Origin of the sequence: Glutamicibacter sp. 363, from assembly GCF_052379505.1 — a bacterium.
In the GTDB taxonomy this organism is placed as follows: Bacteria; Actinomycetota; Actinomycetes; order Actinomycetales; family Micrococcaceae; genus Glutamicibacter.
In genome coordinates, this window is record NZ_JBQSYR010000016.1 from 73,850 (window position 1) to 92,276 (window position 18,427).

Below are 18,427 nucleotides of genomic sequence, written 5' to 3' on the forward strand. Positions count from 1 at the left end.
CAAGCCGCCTTCCTTTACTTAGTTCTTCACGGTATGCCCGCCCAGGACACCGAGAATGAAATTTCTCATGTCTTTGTCGGCAGATGTGCCTCGGCTCATTCCCGTCAACCCGCCATATTCTCCACCGAACAGCGCCTCTGTGCCTGTAGACATAATCTCGGTATACCCGCCGAAACCATAGACTTTGCCCATGTACCGGCTGGCGAAGTGATCGACGCGCGCTTTCTCTCTTGGTGTGTGCCGATAGATGGGAACAAGTGGTTCAAGTCGCCCATTAGGCAACGTTGTACGCCTGGTGCGGAATTGGTTCTCTAGGTGATAGATGCCAGGAACTACGTCTTCCATCCGGTGAGTGAATTCATGCGTGGCCACGGCGACCGCACCGGCTTGCCCATCTACATAGGAGCTTTCCTCGTTCATAGTGAGCGGAGCGGTCAGCCCGTCCTGGCTCAGCCGTGCGGGAATGTAGTGTGCGCGCCTGGTGCTCATCTTGGGAACCAGGGGGTTTCCATGGGTGTTTGAGCGTTCGACCCATTCAGTTGGGAAGTTTTTGGTTGCTTCGTTCAGGTACGAAATGGCTTTCTTCTGTGCACGCTTACCGGTCTGTGCCGTGCCTCCCATTGGTCGAATCTCCGCAAGCGTCTGCCGGTACGCGTCACGCAGTTTAGTGTTGTTCACTTTCAGAGTCGGGTCGCTAAGGTCGGCCGACTTTACCCTCCACTCCAACCGAGATGAGATGCCGTCCATGGTTGCATGACCACGGGAAGCCACCAGACCGTCTTTGATTTCATTGCGGATGCGCATGGTGTCTTTACGAAGGCGTTCTGCTTCTGCTTCAACATCAAACCCGGCTAGAACGTCCGCTCGCTTGGCTAGTAGAGCACCGAAAGCGACAGCTCCCTGCTCTCCGCCCTGGGGGTCATTGATGTTGCGAATGAGTTCTTGGTACTTAGCGGTCAAATGAGCGGGAACAGGAACGCTACCGTCGTAGTTCTTTTCAGTAATCTCCGCCGTGGGTACTCCGCGTTCCGAGAGCGTTCCACTGCTGGTCTCTGGCGCAGGGGGTGGCTCTGGGGCAGGAGAAGGTTTCACCACATCAGGCCGTGGTGGTTTCGGTGCCGGCGCTGGCTTCACAGGTGCCGGCTCCGGCGCTGGCTCGGGAGCTATGTCGGCTGGTCTTTGTCGCAGTTCCTTCACGTAGGACTGACCATCGAACTTGTATCCGGCTGAACTCAAGAACCCAGCTGACTGTTCAGGGGTGTCAAAGTCTTCCAAAGCGTTGGGGTGAACCTTTAGCTCAAAGAATCCATGTTTTCGCGCCTCTTCTTCGAGCATGGCCAAACCGTCAGTGAGATGCTGATCCTCGTTGGCGGACATGAAATTGACCTGAAACTGGCCGTCACGACCCGTCAGCACTCCGTCGACCATGAGGCCGTCAAACTCGTTCAGAGTCTTCGTTAGGGTTTGGTTCATCTGATGCTTGTTGTTGATCAGGCTGATGCGGGCTTCATTGGAGCGCATGGTGGCGTACTGTCCACCAGCACTTGTGCCTTTCGGTTGCCGTGCACGCCATGACGAATCGTTTCTGTCCATGCTTATAGATGTATGCGAAAAATAGAGGCTGTGGCGAATTCAGGAGAAAAATATCGAAAACTGTCCTCAAAAAATCGTCAAGGAACTTCGGAAACCAAACCAGCGTAGAGCTAGACCAAACGATTTTACGATGAACGTTGAGGCCAGTCTTTAGCGCTAATCAGTGGAAGCGTTCTTCGGAGCTGGTGAAACCAGACCTTCTGGATGTTCAAGAATCTTTTGAACTGCCCATCGTTTAAAGTCCTGGCGTACATCATGCTTTTCGATTCCGTAGGAGCTGGCCCATGCTTCAGGGTCAATTTCCACGGTCAGGCTAATCTGAATTTTCATTTTCGGCACCCCAAAACTGGACTACGAGTTGATTTCTTCGTCTTCACTACTGAAGGCCTGCTCTACCACCTCTTCGGGTATCACCACGAAGAACGCTCGCCCTGGCTCGTAGGATGCCAGTGCACCAGCAATACCTAGTGGGGTCGTCTTGTTAGCGCCAACGTTGATTGCGCCGAGGCGGACAGTCCATCCGTAGACGGCGTACATGATCGCGTTGGCCACTACGTCGTCGTCGCCTCCAAAGTAGCCGAGTGCAGTATCCCACCAAGCAACTTTTCCGTCATCGAATTTAACTACATGAGTTGCGGTCTCCGGGTAGTCCATGATTTCTCCTAAATTTGAGTTGTTCGTTATTTCAGCCTAATTGTGTGCCGACAGGAAAACCTTCATCCCCTCTTCAAATAGATCCTGGCGATACGTTCCATGTGTGACAGGAGGGGTTAAAACTTCGTGACTTTCCGCGCATTCACTGTTCCCAGTTCCGGGTCGCCCTTGATGAAACCGTCGATCCACTTCAGGCGGTGGTCTTCCATAGTGGCGTACCACTGCTTGCGCCAGTGCCCTCGTACCCAATGCTGACGCTGGACAGTGCCTCGCACGCCGTCTAGTTCATACTGTGCGGTCTCAGGCTTGTGCAGTGACATGATCGTGACTGGGCGTTCCTTGGTGTAAGTACGCTTCCCTTTCTTGCGTTTGGCGACGGCCACGGCCTTAGTAATGGAGCTAGTGCGGGGTGACTGGGAGATAGCATTCAGGGCGCGTAGGTAATTGATGAGTCTCTGCGAGCTGGTCTTTGGTTCGTCCTCAACCAGGTCTAGAACGATATTATTGATCAGGCCAGTGCTCAGATAAGAAGCTGTTTTGGCGATGAATTCTTCAGTCCGGGCACGTTCTTCAGCCGAATAGCCCTCGAACGGAATCTCAGTGAATACCTGCTCCGACCCATCAAAGTAGGTGGTGAGCGAGACCAATTTCTGCCCTTGCTCTACAGGCAGTTCCCAGGCAATTGCGCGCACTGGAACGATTTCCTCAGGCGGGAGGTCGGTGAAAATATCCTCGAACATCCTGGTCGGGTTTTGGAAGAAGACGATGCCACGTGGTGCGATCAGTTCGTCTTCATGAAGCACGCCAGGAGGTGCGCTGAGGCTGGATGCAAGCACCATATCGGCGGTCGGGTCATCCAGGAAGCCGATGAGAACATCATCAGAAGCCCAGAAATCAAGGTATCTTTGAGCAGTACTGCGCGCAGGATCAGTACCTGGGGGGGGGAAGACGAAGTTACCCCGTGAAATCAGCTCAGCCGTAGTCAGTAATGCATAAGGCGATTGGTACAGCTCGCGCATACGTTCACACATGATGCCAGCATCCTTGGCTGACCAGCGCGTGTGATGTTGCCAAGGCGACAAGGGCTTCTCTGAGGTGCCACGGCGTGCATCAATGACAATTTGAGTGACACTCCGCGGATCAATCGAAAGGTTCTGAATTTCAGGACTCTTGGCCAAATTCTGGCGAATATCGGACATTAGTTTTTCCGGCACCTTTCGGGTGGGCTAGTAGTTGTTCACTTCTATTGTGTGCTGCCAGTACGACAAATATTTTCCTGCCCCATTCCTCGAACTGGATTAAACAACAGCCGGGGCACCACGAAATTCGTAGTGCCCCGCCCTTTCAGTGCTTCAAGAAGTTAGTCGAGAAGTACTGACCGAACCTTGAGCTTGTAGTCGTCGTACTCTCGGCGCAGTTTGGTCTTGGCTTCTTCCGCCTCTTCGTTCTCCCTTTTCAGCTCCTCCGTTCGAGCTTCGAGCGCACTCACCCGTTCCGTAAGCCTGATGATGGTCTTTTCCCGTTGCGCCTGCTCTTCACGGGTCTTCTTGGTGATGCCCAGAACTCGTTGAATCGCGTCGATCTTCTGTTCGGCGCTCATCTCATCGAATGCCGAGGGTTCGTTCTCTTTAGCGGTTGGAGTAGGCAGGCTGGCTTGTATCTCTGCCGACGACGGAGGGTCAAGCTGATCCCGTGGATCTTTCTTTTCATCACCAGCGGTCTCGTCGGTGCTTTCCTGGTCGGAGCCAGCTTCCGTGTTGAGTGTTGGCAAAATATCGGAGAGCAGTGGCAGTGAACCGCTATTCTCCTGCATTTCATCGACGGTGGACAAGCAAGCCTCAGCGTACTGCTCAGATCGTCTTAGGTAGGGCATGCGCTGATCCGGGCCGGGGAGGAAGGCCTTGATCATGAGCTTGAATACCCGACGGAAGTCATCCCCCTCTTTGATCGAGAAGGTTTTGCCCTTCTCAGTCATGGAGGTCACACGGAATCTCTCTTCAGCAACTCGCTCAATCGGGCAGTGTACCGAGCAGGCAAAGATGAGTAGCGCGTAGGTCTCCCGGCTTAGTTCCCGAGGATAGATGCGGAACTCAGAGGACTGCTCACTACACTCTTTGATCGCTTTCGCGACCAGTTCTTTTGGGGTGCGTGTGGGTTGGGTCGATGGTTGTGCCAATGTGCTGTCCTCTCAGTTCGTGGATTTGTTGTCAAGGTGCGGGCCGATATACCCGATGGTGATTTGTCCATTGAGTGCCCAGGTGTCTTCAAAATGGAGCCGTGGGGAACGACCTCGCTTGGTCGCCAAAGGCACGTGGGCATACATGAGCATTTGTCCTGAAGGATCAACTTCAGCAGGCACAGGAAAAAGCCTTTGATCGCGCATCTTGCCATTCTGCTGAACCGTGTTTGATTCCTGGGCACTGATCTGTCTAATGCGCATGTAGAATCCATGCTCGGTATTCCGCTGGTATTGGAAGATTCCACCATCAAATTCTTTGCCGGTTCGAGCCTTTGCATAAGCGTCAAAAGTGCGCAGTACTTCCCAAGTTTTCTGGACTACGCTTTCGCCCAGATCGCTGAAATCGTCCAGTTCTCTGGTAATTTCCTCATTGCCACTGAAGTGCACACCAGGCAATTCGACCATTCGTTTCAAAAGTTCATCGAAGCTCTCGGGCGGAGCGCTCTGTTCTTCTGGGGCCGGCTCGATGTACGCATCTTGATCGCCAGTACTCCACAGTTTGTGCCTGAGCCTTTGGATTTCACTATGAGCGCGGTCTAGCTCATCCTGTTTGGCAGAAATCTCGAAGTTCAGAATGTCAGTTTCGTCCAACAGTTCCCTGTTGCTTTGCTCGATTTCCTCCGTGAGCGCGCGAAGTACAGCGTTCTCTGTATCGGAGGCATCGAGCAGTTCGTTGAGTTCGGTGTTTTCGTTTTGAAGATTGACTGTTTCGACGGCCTGTTCAAAGACCGATGATTCTTGTCGGTGACGGACAGGCTTGCGGAATTCAAGGTCTGCACGGCGTAGAGTGTCGGGAAGTTCAACGCCGGCCAACTCCTTGATGAGCGAACGGCGAAGCAAACGGTTGAGACGATGAGAAGCCTCCGAATAGATGCGGTGCTTCTGCATGATCCGGTGGGCATGCCCATCGAGCCGGTTGTCGAGGTCAACCGAGGCTTTGTAGGTTCTGATGCTTCCGGGCGCTATTCCGTGGGCGTTTCCCATCCAGGAGTTGAAAGCGTCGAGCTTTTCGCCGGCAACCATATGGATGCTGGTCAACCCGTGCATACCTTTCAATACGTCATGAACCGTACCCTGCCAGCGTTCCGGGGTTTGGTCTTCTGGCGGGGTGGTGACAAGAACCATCCCGCGCCGGTTCTCATCCTGGATGGTGTTGAGAAGTAGGTCTAGTCCTTCCGCCGTTCGGACAAGCGAGTGTCCAGCAGAAAGGGGGGAATCTCCGTCATGGAAATCAACGGCTTTCAACAAGGGCTGAATGAAAGCAGGCGTAGTCGTATCACGTGGCCTGTCGCCCCCGTAGCGCGATTTTTCCAGTGGTGGAAGTATGTCTGCGAGCACCCACACTTTGTCGCCTTGAGAAGTGACTGTGATGCGTGTGCGCGCGGTTTGATCTAGCCCGTCTTCTTGCCAGTGTGCTTTTTCCCATTCCTCGGTAAGGAGCCAGCGGTAGGCATTCGTGCCGTCCTCCATGACGCGGTACTGATGCCGGAGGGTCTGTCCTTTGGAGTTTTCCGTTCGGGCATCTGAAGCGGGCAGATCGTCGAATTTTCGAGACCTGAACCAGTTCTCGAAGATTCCTATTATTTTTTGCTCAGCGTCCAGAGTGGTTGTGGACGCGAGCATTCTAAATCCAATCAAAATGCTCCAAAAGTTTAATGTCGTACCAATTCATTTTTATCAGCTCTGGCGGACGTTCTGGAATTGCCCATCGACCAGGAATCTAAATGAATTGGTGGGGCAGGTGCTTAAGCTTGCGCACCTGCCCCACCAATGCCAGTTTGGTTAGGCTCTACTGGCGGAAATTCGGTCGCCAAGCCCTATATTTATCTTCCACCCAATCAGGAACAAAACCTGACTTCATCAGTCGCTTGAGCAGGTTGGCCAGGCTGTAGGTTCCATCCTCAGAGAGGGATTGCCTAATCAACGGCATCGCCAATGATCCACGGCCACGCGCCCACTCGATCCAAGCGATCAAGCTCATGATCGCGTGACGTTCATCTTGCTCGGCACCACCCACGAGCAGACGCAATACTGCATCAAGCCGGTCAATCCGTTCCCAATTTGGTGTGAAATTACCTTGGCCCAGCAGAAATTGTGCAAAGCAACTCTCTACGCCTGAACTCACCTCTGCGTAGAACTGGTTCATCGCGGGTTCTCCCAGCCCTGCAAGGACCGGAAGCATGTCGCGCACGACCTTACTGTTCAGGCCGTGTAGGAGCTTCACGCAGTTCTCTTCATCCGTGAGGATGGTCGTTGGGTCAGCCTGCTGTAGCACTCCAATCCATGCGCCGAAGTGATCCGGGAGCTGATACTCCGCGTCAGCGACCAAAGCGCGAACACGGTCGATGTTCCCCCACCGTGGAACGTCAGTGGCGTTCCATGTTTTCGGCTGTGGCGCGGAGCCACCGGCGACTAGTTGAACGCTGACAGGGTGGAACTTGAGGTTGCTCAAATCCACGTTCATGTACTCATCTTCCGAGTACCCGAACACCTCGTCATCCACTCCATATGCGGTGATCACGTCAACAGCGTAGGACTCTAGAGCTTCTACGAGTTTGTCCATGAGCTCCAAGTAGTGAGCGCTAGAAGCATGGTCGCCGGCAGGAACGTAAACGATAGGGATGACGCGGGTGATGCTGTCCAGACGACGTGTCATGGCGGAAGCTTGGTCAGCCCAGGTGCTCATGTTGTTCTGCGTGTGGCAGAGGTCTATGCGCATGGTGGCTTCAAGCGTGGTGCCGGAAAACATCAGGAGCACCAGTGAGTCTTTAGGCTGAAAGCCAAGTGCGTGCGGGATGTAGGCGAGGATGCTCTCAGCATCGCGCAACGAGATGGGATTCTCGTTTTGATCAAAGTTGGTCACTGCCTGTTCCTCTCATTAGGAAACTTTTGTTCGGACAGCCCCAATGTGTGCCAGCAGGAAAGAAAAATTTCTTTCCTGTTGGATCGTTTTTCATTCTTGGAAATTCAGCACGACTTCCAGATACACGAAACGGCCACTACCCTAGCGGGGCAGTGGCCGTCTCTAATCAGAAGCTAGTTCGCGCGTTGGCTGAGAGACATGAACGCAATTACGACAATGAGAATAACTCCAAGCGGAAGCAGGACAACCGAAGCGATCAAGGACTGAATCAGGAGCGACAAGCTGATGACGATGGCTCCGATGAAGCACAAGACGACGAACACGCCAAAGATAACCCAGCTAGTCCAGTCATCGACCTCGGATTGCTTCATCAACCACCGGGAGACAAATGCGATCATCACAAAGATGATGAACATCGTCCACACGCCACCGGCAGACTCCGCCCGGTTCATGAGGACAAACGGCAAGACCAAAATAGCGCTAACGCTGGAAAGGCACAGCACACCGAATCCCAGCTTGCTGAAGAACCTAGCGATAGGGCTGAACGGCTCAACTTCCATGAACCAGTTGAATGCCATAACCATTAACGGGAGGGCAAGGGTCAGACCAACCATCATGATCACGCTTGACCATGAGGTGAGACTCGTATCGACGGTCTCTACGGGCATGGGCGTAACATCGAATTTTGGAAACATCGGGCAACCTCTTTCATAGGTCGGGAAACTCGAACACTCACTATGTGTGCGCAGGGAAGAAAAATTCGGGCTGTTCGCGGGATGAAGACTAGAGCTGGTGGTCACCGCCAGCCAGACCGGTGTCCACCAGCTCTAGAAGCGACTAACGCCTGCTGAAGATCAACAGAGCGGTAACCACGATCAGACCCACAGGGATAGTAGCCAGGTATGCACCCAGATTACTGAGCAGGATACTCATGCTTACGAAAAACGCGGTGAGCAGAACCAACCCGGTATAACTTCCGCCGATGATCCAGCTCACGCGGGAATTCTCCGTGATCTTGTGCATCCACCAGATGAAAACGAGTCCGATCAGGGAGAACCCGAATGCGAGCCTCCACGCGTCACTAGGGTATTCAACTCCCTCGATCAGCCGGATAGGCAGTACCACCGCGAAGAAAACACTGATTGCCGACAGCAGACCGCTGATGCTCTTAGAAGCCCATCCTGCGGAAGGATTACTGAAAACCGAGTCAATGAACCAGCCGATCAGTAAAGGTGCGAGGTACAGCGCGACAGTTGCGCCGAACATGAGCAGGATGACTGGCCACGTGAACAAGGCAGGGTCAGCAGACTCCGTGAAGCTCTCAGGGAGAACGGTTTGAAACAGGGGCATTGTCTTTGGCCTCTTTCTAGGTCTTGGGAACTAACAAGGCCAATGTGTAGCTAGCCCCCAGAAACTTTCGTTCCGGTCACGGGCGTTCAAATACTTTTCTTGAAGCACCCGGTTTTAGCGGAAATACGATTGCCCTGTGGCCACCAAGGCTTGAAGTACTCCGATGACCGCATACAAGGAGACCGGTATTAGTAGGAGCCATTCGCGTATTGAACCGGCATTTCCTAGCACTGGGATAGCTAGGTAGCCGTTATCCATCCAGCACTTGTTCAGCCACGGGGTCTTACGCACTACCGCTGGTGGCTTCCACGTGGCAGGCCACAAAAGGTTGCATCCGCCTGTGGTCATCATGTCGCCTAATAGGTGAACGACTACGCCGAGGGCGACACAGTACGCGAACCAGCGTGGTTCCCCGAAGTCATTGATCGCTACCAGGGCACCAAAGACCACGCCGATTCCCCAGGGAGACTTACGCCAAGAATCAGGGATGATCCGAAGTGCCTTGCAGGCGAAGCTAATGAGGATGACCGACATGATGCCGGCACCAACATTCACGGCTCCCCAGCCGTCTACAATCGTTGTGGCGAAGCTAGCTCCAATGGCGATCAGAGTAAAAAACAAGATGCCGAGGATCGAATGAGTGCCATGCCGATGCCCGCCAGAAGCCTTGCCCAGCACCCGGCACAGGATGTTTGAGACGGGAGGCAGTGAGTGCGCGATAGTCGCTGAGTGATGGTCAGCATCCGGCAGAAGTGCTGATCCTGCGCAAATGAGTGCGCCCAGGACTACTCCGAATCCTGGTACATCGAGCAAATCCAGCCCTAGTTGCAGGGTGACAGGGTTCCAACCCATTTTCTCAGTAATCAGGTCGAGTGGAATCTCTACACTGCTCGTCAGAGCCACCCAGGCACCAGCGCCACAGGCAGCATGGTGAGCGCCCATCATAGGCTTAACTCCTTAATTCTATTTTGATGACCAGATCGAGGCCAATCAATTCCATTATTTCTGACTAGACGGACAGGGTGGAGCATTCATGGGGTTGGAATGCCCCACCCAAACGCTTAGGCGTTGTGCCAGCGCCGTGCGCGACCGATGACGACTTTGAGTGCCCTAACGGCATCTACGCGACGGGCGAGGCTACCGTCAATTGCCTTGAAGTCCTCTCCGATCCCGTCAGCGAGAGAACCAGCTAAGGCTGGTTCGGCCTTGCTTGCCGGGTTCTTCGGCGCGATCACCGGCAGAACGTTGCCTCGTAGGCCACCCTGTTGGAACCGAATGGCCACGGCTGAATCGTCGAGCCGGAACGTCACGTCCACCTCACCTTTAGAGGCCAGCCACCGTTCCAGGTTGGCCACCACGTAGTTATAAATAGCTTCAGCGGTGGTTTTTTGCGTCTTGCCTTGGCAGATTGGCCGGTACAGTGTGCTCATTAGTTCCTCCCAGCACATCAGCCCCTTTTTCGCGGGGCATTGTTGATACGCCTTCAAGGTGTGCCGGGAGGTAGGGAAATGAATATCCGAACTGAGGCCTAAACGTCGTAGGACATGCGATCAATCCACCAGTCGCTGTGCCCGTCTAGATCGAGCCTCTGGCGGTCACTCAATGGCTGTAGCGAGGATTCGAGCCATTCAATCTGTTCATCGTCAAGAGGAGGCCACATCATAACCTGCTCAGATTCACCCGAAGAGGGAATGAAAGCACCATGGCCTACATTCATCGGGGCTAAGAATGGTCGTCGGTCGGCCTGATTGAGCGTTAGAAGATGTGCTTCGTTAGAGGGCACACGACCCATGATGAGCCGTGCCGACTTCTGCACGTAGTCGGCCAATTCTAGCGCCATGGTCGAATGGATTCTCTGGGTAGCCCCTGCAACAGAAATCGCGACCGAATGACCCGCCCGCACAAGGAAAGACAAGATTTCGTTCATCTCAGAGCGCCAAGCGTTCTCACCCATAATTTTCTGATCATCAGAAGACGGGGCAAAAGGCTCGGGTGTCTCTGGAACTGGAATTACCTCAGTCAGAGAGGACAATTCGTCAATGATTAGAATATGCCGACGAAGCTCCAACCCATAAGTCTGCTGCACGCTTCTGGGAAGCTCGTGGAAAGACGAAACGCCATGGTTCGATATCAACTCCTGGCGACCAAGTGCCATATCCTTGAGCGCCCGTAAGAGCGCAACAGCATCTTCAATGGAACGCGCTACGCCTCTCGCATGTGGGTCAGCGAACCTAAAAGCGTCCGGCGATTTCAAAGAAACAATCGAGAGTTCGGCTGAGGGAACGGAACGCAACGCGCTGTAGGCAAGGTTCTGTAGAAAGACGGTCTTCCCATTGCCAGTGGGCGCAACGCACAGGAGGTGATCGTTGTCTTTGAAATTCCAAGTCACGAAGTTGCCGTAGGTCTCGTCCAGCCCCAAGGGCAGGCCAGAGCCGAAAGTTCCTTCATGTGGGAAGCGACGCTCAGTTAACTCAGTGGCTCGTGAGGCAGAGGGTGCAGTGACTGCAAGAGCCAAGCGTTCCTCGATCTGAATCTTGGCCTTACGGAGTGCTTCGGTGTACTTTATGCCCAATTCATCCTGAATGGATAAAGCAAGTTTACGCGTGCGTTGAGAAGTCATGACGATTTCCTTTTGCCTGCGTGCGGTCTCCCTGCATCCAACGGCACGACAAAGGAACCATGAAGAAGCTGGCCGTCAGCGTTAGAAGCTTGTCCTCGAATGCCAGTGAGCTAATGCAGGTAGCTCGGTGGCTCGGAGATAGGCGAGACCATTCACCTGTTAGACCCAAATCTATCAGATATTGGGTGGCGTTAACTGAGTGGGGTAGGTTGCCGGCGCGCAAATTCCCCGGCACCCAATAGACCTAATCCATGTACTCGGCCAAGGCATAGAGTGGCCGTATATCTCCGAAATCGACCGATTGGGTAAGAATCTCAGCACGGTTGAGGTCAGCTTCAAAATGGTCATCAAACCAACCCAGAAATTCCTTGTCTCCCCACTTTTTGGAACTGAGGATTCCGACGCCGGCTGGAATCGGGTAGGTCAAGAGGGAAGTCTTATCAGGATGGTGAAGCAGGGTTCGGCGGGCTAGGTGGACTCTATCGCCCAGAAGGATGCGCGCAGATTTCCTAAGTAGGGCCGGAATAGCGGGAAACTCGCTGTCTTCATTAAAAAGGTCACTTTCGCAGACGACGGAGACCTTGGCCTTCTCTCCGTGCACAATGATGTATTTCAACAACTCGTTCATCTCTGCCCGCCAAGCATTCTCCTGGATGATCTGATCCCGGAGCTTCTTGAACTCGGACAACGGGGTTTCTCGCGGAACAGCTACTGGGGTTAGCAATTCCAAGAGATGGCTAATAAACAATACGTGACGACCCTGATTGAAGTCCTCATCGAATAGGGCCTCTTCCGGGGGAAGCTCTGGCGAATAGACAGCATACATTTCCTGAATCTCGATACGGTCAATCACTGATTGCCGAACAGCCCTGAGTACTGCTACGGCCTCTTGGAGGGTGCGTGCGACAGCTTTGGCGAAACCGTTAGCGAAAAGGTACTCGCGAGAATCTGCGATAGCGATGATTGATGCTTCGTAGCACGGGTGGAGGCGTAGTACAGAAAACGCTAGGTTCTTCAGTAGGGTCGTTTTGCCAGAATTGGGGCTTCCTGAAATCAAGAGATGAACTTCTTCGTCGAAGTCGACCCTGGCCAGGGCACCAGTGTCCTTGTGAACACCGAAGAAAACCTGAGAAGTATTGTCGCCGTGCGTTTCCTCGTAGTCATAAGCAACTGCATAGCTGTGTGAGTGTTTCTTAGGAGGAACCAGATCCGTGGGAGGAAGACTCAGCCCCACTGACTGTTTGGCCTCACGCAGGGCGAGGCTATAAGGAACCCCGGTCTGCCGTTGAATTTCACGGGCAAGTTTAGTGATGCGGGTGGAAGTCATAATGATCCCCTTAGTCTCAACGCGCGCTCATCCCGCATATAACCGCACGGCTAAAGGAAACCATGGAAATAATCGAGCCGTCACCTGAGGCGCTTGTCCTCGAATGCCGGCAGATCAATGCGGGTGATCCGGTGGCTCGGAGACGGGCTGGGCTATCAGCCACTTTTAAATTAGCACAATGGCTCGCTAATCCCCATGAATTAGCGAGCCATTGTCTCTTCGGTCGGTCAGCTCTCGTCGTCCTCGCCGTAGCGGATAGCCTCAAAGTCCTTTTCGGTCATGGCCACGTGGGACAAGTGCTCACCCCCATCAGGGAAGTCGTTCTCGCACTCTACCGAATGATTTCGAGCCTTTTCGACCCCATGCGTACACGCGGAACAAGTCGCCCAATACCGAAGTGGTTGTCCACCATCTCTGCGAATGACTCATACCAGTACATGCCCTCACCGTCCGGGCTGACACCCCAGTTAGAATGCCAGTGCGGTTCTGGCTCGGAACGACGTTCGGGCACCTCATAGACCACCCATGGCTCTAGCTGGGTTAGCGCTCGGCGCTCCATCGCGTCAGCCTCTGCGCGGGTTAGCCCCGGCTCAAAATCGCTGGCGCTGACAGCTTCCACGCCCTCAGCGATAGCCTCATTCACACGCTCCCGATCTGTCTCAGCAAGGTCAGTGAAGCGCTTATTGGCAAGCACGGCATTCCATGCGTAGTCCATCGCCATTTCGGCCTTTTGTTCGGTGATTTCATAGGCATCAGGATTGAAGTCTTCCTTTGCCCATAGAATCCACGGCAACAAAGCTCCGCGTTTTTCTGCAATGCCCTTGATCTTGTGTCCAAGGTTGGCGAGCTGATCGACGTTCAGTTCGTCGAGTAAGTCCAGAATCTCGTTCATGGTTTCTTGGTGGGCAGTCATACTGATTGTTCCCCTTTCGCTGGGAAGGTTTGCTCTTGCAATACCTATGTGTGCCGGCAGGAAAGGAAAAATTGCGGGCATAGGAATAGCGCTCCCTACCCGATGCGGTTAGAGAGCGCTAAATGTTTGCGAGCTGGCCTGCTCCCTCATTTTTAGAGGTTCTGAAGCATATGCCGTTTCTCTTGCTCGATTCTCGCTAGATCAATGTCGAAGTGCTTCGCGAGAATCTTTTCTAGCGGTTCCGACGGGGGCACGAACTGTGGATTGGAGAAGCCTTCATAGGTCACGTAGTGCCCGAGCTGGTATTCGGTGGCCTCAAGAAAGTCAGCTATCGCCTGTGATTCCTTGGTGATTTTGGCTAACTTCTCGTGCTCCGGGTACTGAACCAGGCGGGTGTCTTCTGCCGTGGTGGCCTTTGAATCATGGTTAGTAGTGCTCATGGGGTTCCTCTCGATGGAATTCCGGGGATCATGAATCTATCTTTTCCTTGGGTGCTACCAGTATCACTTGCGACTGGATCTGGAAATGGAGAGAGGCCACATCCAGGGCACTCACCATGTGTGCCGGATGGGAAAGAATTGTTTGAGCATTGCAGGGGATCATCAGCGCTTGGGGTTAGTCGTGGTCGCTTCTAACGAGTGCCAGAAGAGGAAAGGAGTACTAGCGGGTTTCTTTGTAAGCCGATGGGGATTTCTCCCTCCCTGTGCGCTTCTGAGATGCGAAAGACTCCCCCGATTCGATCATCGCCTTGTTCTTGGCCGACTGTTGTTCAGCCCAGGAGGTATCCCACTTGATTGGCTTCTTCGCCTTGATTGCTTTCGTTTTACGGGCGCTCGGTTTCTTAGGTGCACTCAATTTGGCCTCCACGACGGGCAGTTCTTCCTGGATCTATTCTGCGCCAGGTGTTCACCTAATTCTCTGAAATCACCGCCGTATAAGCCAGTCATGCACGGCTGTAAACGGAACATTGCACAGAAGAGGGGTGCTCCCCGAACCAACTGGTTCAGGAACCACCCCTCTTCCCTGGAAAACTTAGCGTCAGTACGCCACCGATTCTTCCAGCTCATCCGGTGCCGGTATCTCCGCTTTCGTCCTCTTCTAACTGAAGTTGGCCGTCTCGGATTTGCTGTGCCCGGTACTTGGCATAGTGCACGGTAGCAGTCACATAGTCCTGCTTTTTGTCGTATCCGACTCGGTGGAATTCCTTCTCCGCGAGGATGAAATCGTACCAACGATCATCCTTGCCAGCCCCTCGGAGGATCGCATCGTCGATGTGCTCAATGGCCTGCACGTAGGATTCCAGCTCCCTCGCCCGGGCTTCCTGTTCGTGAAGTTCCAAAAACCCTGCCAGGTGCGACAGATGAGATTCTTCATCCAGGTGCTCTCCATAGCCCCAGCCACAGGTACACATCAAGAAGACGGCGGTTTGGTCATAGCAAGCGGAATGCTCCCGAAGCACGCCCAGGATGGTCTCGTCCGCCTCGCCGTCTAAGCGCTCAGTTTGTTCATTCATCGTCATCCTCTGTCTTCTCGAACTCGATGGTGTCTGTTAAGTCCAAGTGAGCACCTTCGTGGTCGCGTGGACGCTGGCAATACAGACCCCCCTCGGCCGAGAACTTCCCGCACTCCGGGTTAGGGCAACCGTGCCAGTCTCCCTGGTGCTTTGCGCAGAAGTACTGCCCGCATCCGTACTCTGTGTCTGGATCGAGTCTTGGTGACTCTCCGCAGAGGTAGTCCAGTCCACGGTTGATTACGACTGAGCAACCAGGCTTATCGCACTCTGCTGTCACGGTGTATCCAGCTTCGCGACCGTCGTTCAGGAGGTATTGTCCGTATCCCATTAGTTCACTCCGTTCTGGTGGTATCTGCATGGTGCCGGCTCTCCGCAGGATTGGCACACAGCGATTGAATCGTTAGCTTTCTCCCGCCACAGTTGCACGGTTCTGGCCGACCTGTGCAGGGGTTCTCTGAACGCGGTTCGTTGGACGGCACTGGTCAGGCCTGCCACGAAATCAAGGGTCATTGGTTCCGGGGCAAGCTTCGGTGCCTGGTGCTTGATGCGTAGCCGGTTTCCAGCTTTGGCCATCAATCCCCAGCCTTCAGGCAGTTCGTCAGGCCTGACGATGCTCTCATCCGGCACAACCAGAAACCAGTAGGTGCAGAACCGTTTGATCCGTTCGGATTTGGCAGGGTCTTTCAGTTCGGTGAGCCAGTCAGCGCGGGATACTTTCACTTCGTGTCCGATCAAGGCCTGCTTGGTGGAGTACTTGTCCACGGCAATGAAGTCTGCGATGGAGACTATGCGCCCGAGGTTTTGGGTGCTTCGGACGTGCTCGGCTCGCACGTACCGGTCAGCGATGGTGCCCCGGCGTTCGGTGTTGTACCGGAGGGTCAGGAGGTTGAGCATGTCGCGCTCGGTGTACTTCACACCAGGCGTTTCAAAGAGCTGATCAGTCATCAAGGCCGCCGCTCTTTTGTTCCTGGGTGCGAGTTTGTTCGATTGCCCCATTGAGCTTGCTCAAGCGCCAGCCGGAAAATGGCCTGTAACCAAGGAGCGCGACGAATGCACCGGCCAAGACTGAAATCTCCCATACGGGCGAATGGCCAGATCCGCCTTTGAGGTATCGCGCCGGTGCGAGTGAGAGAGTTCCCGACAAGGCCAGGATGATCATGGCCGTACCCGCGATGGAGATGAGCAACGCGATAATCAATCCGCGACTGAGGCCATAAGCCTCAGTGTGGCGCTCCAACTCGCAGAGGCTAGTGTTAGTGGCGTTCATGGTGTCCTTCCGTTCTGAGAAGTTTTAGTGCGCACAATGTGTGCACGAGGGAACAGAAACTTTGCACCGCGGACTCTCAGAACATTTTGCTTCCCATCATGCCGGTCTGCTCGAAGCCACCCTGGCTTATTTCAGTCGTCCTGCCAGTCAGATGGTGTGGATGTGTCCTGCCCGAGGTGGCTAGGGCAGGACACCACAGGATAATTCAGAAGTGCTTAGTTCGTCGCAGGGAGCCTGAGCCGTCGCATGGCTTCAGCCACCACAAGTTGCTGTCCAGCAACGTCTAGTTTGGTTAGTTGGGAGGAGGTTGCAACTAGCGCAAGCATATTTGCTGTCCGTTGTTCGAATGCCAGTGCGAGGGTGGCCTCCGTGTTGCGGGTTAGCTCAGAAAGGATCGCTGTCGTGTCAGTTGGGCCGTTTTCAGCGATGAATTTCTCGTTGGTTGTCTCCGGGGTGGCGAATTGTGGGCCTTCGAAGAAGTGCGGGTTTCCAGGTAGGGAACTCATCGGGTGGTGTCCTTCCGTCATCGATTGGATAGGAGAATGCCCCGCCCCCCCATATGGAGTAAGAGAGCGGGGCATTCGAGCTGGGTTCTTAGCTTTTGCTGTTGCCACTCAGGCCAAGGCGCTTAGAGATTTCCTTGGAAACTTGAGCGCCGTAGCGCTTGGCGTAGTCTTCGTCAGCCATGAGCGCGATGAGGCTGGCAGTACGCTGTTCGTATGCCAGGGCAAGGGTGGCGCGGGTTTCGTTAACGCCGTCCTTCATGTTTGCGTATGGGTTGCCGGGCAAATCAGACATAGGTTGTCCTTTCGTCGGTGCGATGGGTTGTTCCAATCCTCTCAGGAATGGTGCGCCGACAGTGTGTGCTGGCAGGAAACAGTTTTTCGTTGGCTCCCGGTGCCGTTGCTAGGCTGGACTTACAACCGCTCACAGTTGTTAAACCATAGAGTTAACCGTATTTATGGGCAGGAATACAGCATTTTTCCCGTAAATACGGTATTTTTTTAGGTAAGACCACCAGGAACGACCTGGCCGGAACCATTCGAGGAACCAAAGTCATGCGCAACAAAACGTACAAGGCGATGAGCATCATGGCCGTAGCCGGCCTACTGCTAACAAGCTGTACCAGCAATGACGCACCAAACAACGGTGAAAACCCTCAGACCGAAGAAAAAGTCGACCTGTCTGGCTTCCCAGAACTCACTCCAGACCAGGAATCCACCAAGTTCCACCAGACCTTCGCCTACAACGCCCCCAACGGCACGGCCCGACGGGCCTCCATGACCATCCAGGAATTCCCCAACGGTGGATACATCATTGAGAAGGTCAGGAAGGGCTTCGTCGAACGGTTGGCAGAGGAAAACAACGGCAAGCCAGCTTCAAAGTCCGCAGTAGAGAAGAAGACTCAAGAGTTCCTCAAGGAACAAGCCGACAAAAACGACTACTTCACCTCAGAATTCCGCGTCGACAAAATCAAAGACGGCCAAGACGAAGATGAAGCGTTCGAGGCAAAGAACGAGATTTACGTGCTGGTCAACCAGGCATGTACTCAGTCAACATCGACCAGTACGATTGATCCGCTGTTCAACATCCCCTATGGAAACGGATGCTTGGTATCGAAAAGCCCAGGGAGCATCAGGGATTCCTCTTTCCGCGAGACTGCGAGCGAATGGGAAAGTGAGATAAGCCCATTCAATTACGGTGATTCAAGCATCAAAACTGACTACGTTACGGTTGCCGGTGGAGGCATGGAATTCCCTATATCTGATACGTCAGACCCAGCAGAGTACGCTTTCGAACAGGTATTTGCTGTTTACGACCGCGAAGGTGGCGGTGAGCCGATTGCGAGCCTTCCGAACTTCACCTGCGAGCCAGGAAGCGCTGGTCAAGCGATCTTAGATGCTTTCAAGACTGAATCAGATGCTCGGGGTGGCGTAGCCAAGAGGTACATGATGTTCGCCCCTGAAGGATCGGGATGCACGATGCAACCAGTGCCTTCAGCTTCAGAGAATTCTTAATTAGTAAAAACTGTGGCCAGGAACCGAATAGTTCCTGGCCACAGTTTTTACTCCCTCAATTCTTCACTCC

At 53.8% G+C, this 18,427-nt stretch carries 22 protein-coding genes; 1 reads left to right on the forward strand and 21 read right to left on the reverse strand.

All coding sequences use genetic code 11. The annotated features are described in order from the left end of the window. Window positions 1-18: 18 nt before the first annotated feature. The 21 genes from ACT3UA_RS11435 to ACT3UA_RS11535 all read right to left on the reverse strand — a co-directional run bounded on the left by ACT3UA_RS11435 (window position 19) and on the right by ACT3UA_RS11535 (window position 17,137). Window positions 19-1,593 (reverse strand): hypothetical protein, encoded by a 1,575-nt coding sequence (locus ACT3UA_RS11435; protein WP_444616531.1) that lies wholly within the window; start codon window positions 1,591-1,593, stop codon window positions 19-21. A 156-nt stretch (window positions 1,594-1,749) separates the two neighbouring features. Then, complete coding sequence (locus ACT3UA_RS11440; protein ID WP_443452453.1) at window positions 1,750-1,923, reverse strand: hypothetical protein; 174 nt, start codon at window positions 1,921-1,923, stop codon at window positions 1,750-1,752. A gap of 21 nt (window positions 1,924-1,944) precedes the next feature. Continuing rightward, window positions 1,945-2,247 carry a hypothetical protein gene (locus ACT3UA_RS11445; RefSeq protein ID WP_443452452.1) on the reverse strand — a complete coding sequence of 101 codons (303 nt, stop codon included), beginning with the start codon at window positions 2,245-2,247 and terminating at the stop codon, window positions 1,945-1,947. A gap of 116 nt (window positions 2,248-2,363) precedes the next feature. Further along, window positions 2,364-3,446 carry a hypothetical protein gene (locus ACT3UA_RS11450; protein WP_444616533.1) on the reverse strand — a complete coding sequence of 361 codons (1,083 nt, stop codon included), beginning with the start codon at window positions 3,444-3,446 and terminating at the stop codon, window positions 2,364-2,366. A 161-nt stretch (window positions 3,447-3,607) separates the two neighbouring features. Then, window positions 3,608-4,423, reverse strand: coding sequence for a hypothetical protein (locus ACT3UA_RS11455; protein ID WP_444616535.1), 816 nt, complete (start codon window positions 4,421-4,423; stop codon window positions 3,608-3,610). 12 nt (window positions 4,424-4,435) lie between these two features. Next, complete coding sequence (locus ACT3UA_RS11460; protein WP_444616537.1) at window positions 4,436-6,109, reverse strand: hypothetical protein; 1,674 nt, start codon at window positions 6,107-6,109, stop codon at window positions 4,436-4,438. A gap of 166 nt (window positions 6,110-6,275) precedes the next feature. Then, the gene (locus ACT3UA_RS11465; RefSeq protein WP_443452448.1) at window positions 6,276-7,349 is read right to left on the reverse strand and encodes a DUF4192 family protein; all 1,074 of its coding nucleotides are present in this window, start codon (window positions 7,347-7,349) and stop codon (window positions 6,276-6,278) included. Window positions 7,350-7,522: 173 nt separating this feature from the next. Further along, on the reverse strand, window positions 7,523-8,017 hold the full coding sequence (locus tag ACT3UA_RS11470; protein WP_443452447.1) for a hypothetical protein: 495 nt from the start codon (window positions 8,015-8,017) through the stop codon (window positions 7,523-7,525). Between the two features lie 169 nt (window positions 8,018-8,186). Then, window positions 8,187-8,699, reverse strand: coding sequence for a hypothetical protein (locus ACT3UA_RS11475; RefSeq protein ID WP_443452446.1), 513 nt, complete (start codon window positions 8,697-8,699; stop codon window positions 8,187-8,189). Window positions 8,700-8,813: 114 nt separating this feature from the next. Beyond that, complete coding sequence (locus ACT3UA_RS11480) at window positions 8,814-9,644, reverse strand: metal-dependent hydrolase (protein WP_443452445.1); 831 nt, start codon at window positions 9,642-9,644, stop codon at window positions 8,814-8,816. Between the two features lie 116 nt (window positions 9,645-9,760). Further along, window positions 9,761-10,129, reverse strand: a complete 369-nt coding sequence (locus ACT3UA_RS11485) for a hypothetical protein (RefSeq protein WP_444616540.1) — start codon at window positions 10,127-10,129, stop codon at window positions 9,761-9,763. Between the two features lie 98 nt (window positions 10,130-10,227). Further along, the gene (locus tag ACT3UA_RS11490; RefSeq protein ID WP_444616542.1) at window positions 10,228-11,319 is read right to left on the reverse strand and encodes an FtsK/SpoIIIE domain-containing protein; all 1,092 of its coding nucleotides are present in this window, start codon (window positions 11,317-11,319) and stop codon (window positions 10,228-10,230) included. 244 nt (window positions 11,320-11,563) lie between these two features. Further along, on the reverse strand, window positions 11,564-12,646 hold the full coding sequence (locus ACT3UA_RS11495; protein ID WP_444616544.1) for a hypothetical protein: 1,083 nt from the start codon (window positions 12,644-12,646) through the stop codon (window positions 11,564-11,566). A 331-nt stretch (window positions 12,647-12,977) separates the two neighbouring features. Continuing rightward, window positions 12,978-13,640, reverse strand: coding sequence for a hypothetical protein (locus ACT3UA_RS11500; RefSeq protein WP_444616546.1), 663 nt, complete (start codon window positions 13,638-13,640; stop codon window positions 12,978-12,980). A 71-nt stretch (window positions 13,641-13,711) separates the two neighbouring features. After that, window positions 13,712-13,999, reverse strand: a complete 288-nt coding sequence (locus ACT3UA_RS11505) for a hypothetical protein (RefSeq protein ID WP_443452440.1) — start codon at window positions 13,997-13,999, stop codon at window positions 13,712-13,714. A gap of 220 nt (window positions 14,000-14,219) precedes the next feature. Beyond that, on the reverse strand, window positions 14,220-14,426 hold the full coding sequence (locus ACT3UA_RS11510) for a hypothetical protein (protein ID WP_444616548.1): 207 nt from the start codon (window positions 14,424-14,426) through the stop codon (window positions 14,220-14,222). A gap of 196 nt (window positions 14,427-14,622) precedes the next feature. Then, a complete protein-coding gene (locus ACT3UA_RS11515) occupies window positions 14,623-15,072 on the reverse strand; it encodes a hypothetical protein (protein WP_444616550.1) in 450 nt (149 codons plus the stop codon). 327 nt (window positions 15,073-15,399) lie between these two features. Continuing rightward, window positions 15,400-16,017, reverse strand: a complete 618-nt coding sequence (locus ACT3UA_RS11520) for a hypothetical protein (RefSeq protein ID WP_443452437.1) — start codon at window positions 16,015-16,017, stop codon at window positions 15,400-15,402. After that, window positions 16,010-16,339 (reverse strand): hypothetical protein, encoded by a 330-nt coding sequence (locus ACT3UA_RS11525; protein WP_443452436.1) that lies wholly within the window; start codon window positions 16,337-16,339, stop codon window positions 16,010-16,012. Before ACT3UA_RS11525 ends, ACT3UA_RS11520 begins: the two co-directional genes overlap by 8 nt. A gap of 215 nt (window positions 16,340-16,554) precedes the next feature. Further along, window positions 16,555-16,845, reverse strand: a complete 291-nt coding sequence (locus ACT3UA_RS11530) for a hypothetical protein (RefSeq protein WP_443452435.1) — start codon at window positions 16,843-16,845, stop codon at window positions 16,555-16,557. Between the two features lie 88 nt (window positions 16,846-16,933). Next, window positions 16,934-17,137 (reverse strand): hypothetical protein, encoded by a 204-nt coding sequence (locus ACT3UA_RS11535; RefSeq protein ID WP_443452434.1) that lies wholly within the window; start codon window positions 17,135-17,137, stop codon window positions 16,934-16,936. 260 nt (window positions 17,138-17,397) lie between these two features. On the opposite strand from ACT3UA_RS11535, the gene ACT3UA_RS11540 reads away from it, so the two are divergent. Further along, complete coding sequence (locus tag ACT3UA_RS11540; RefSeq protein WP_443452433.1) at window positions 17,398-18,357, forward strand: hypothetical protein; 960 nt, start codon at window positions 17,398-17,400, stop codon at window positions 18,355-18,357. Window positions 18,358-18,427: the final 70 nt, after the last annotated feature.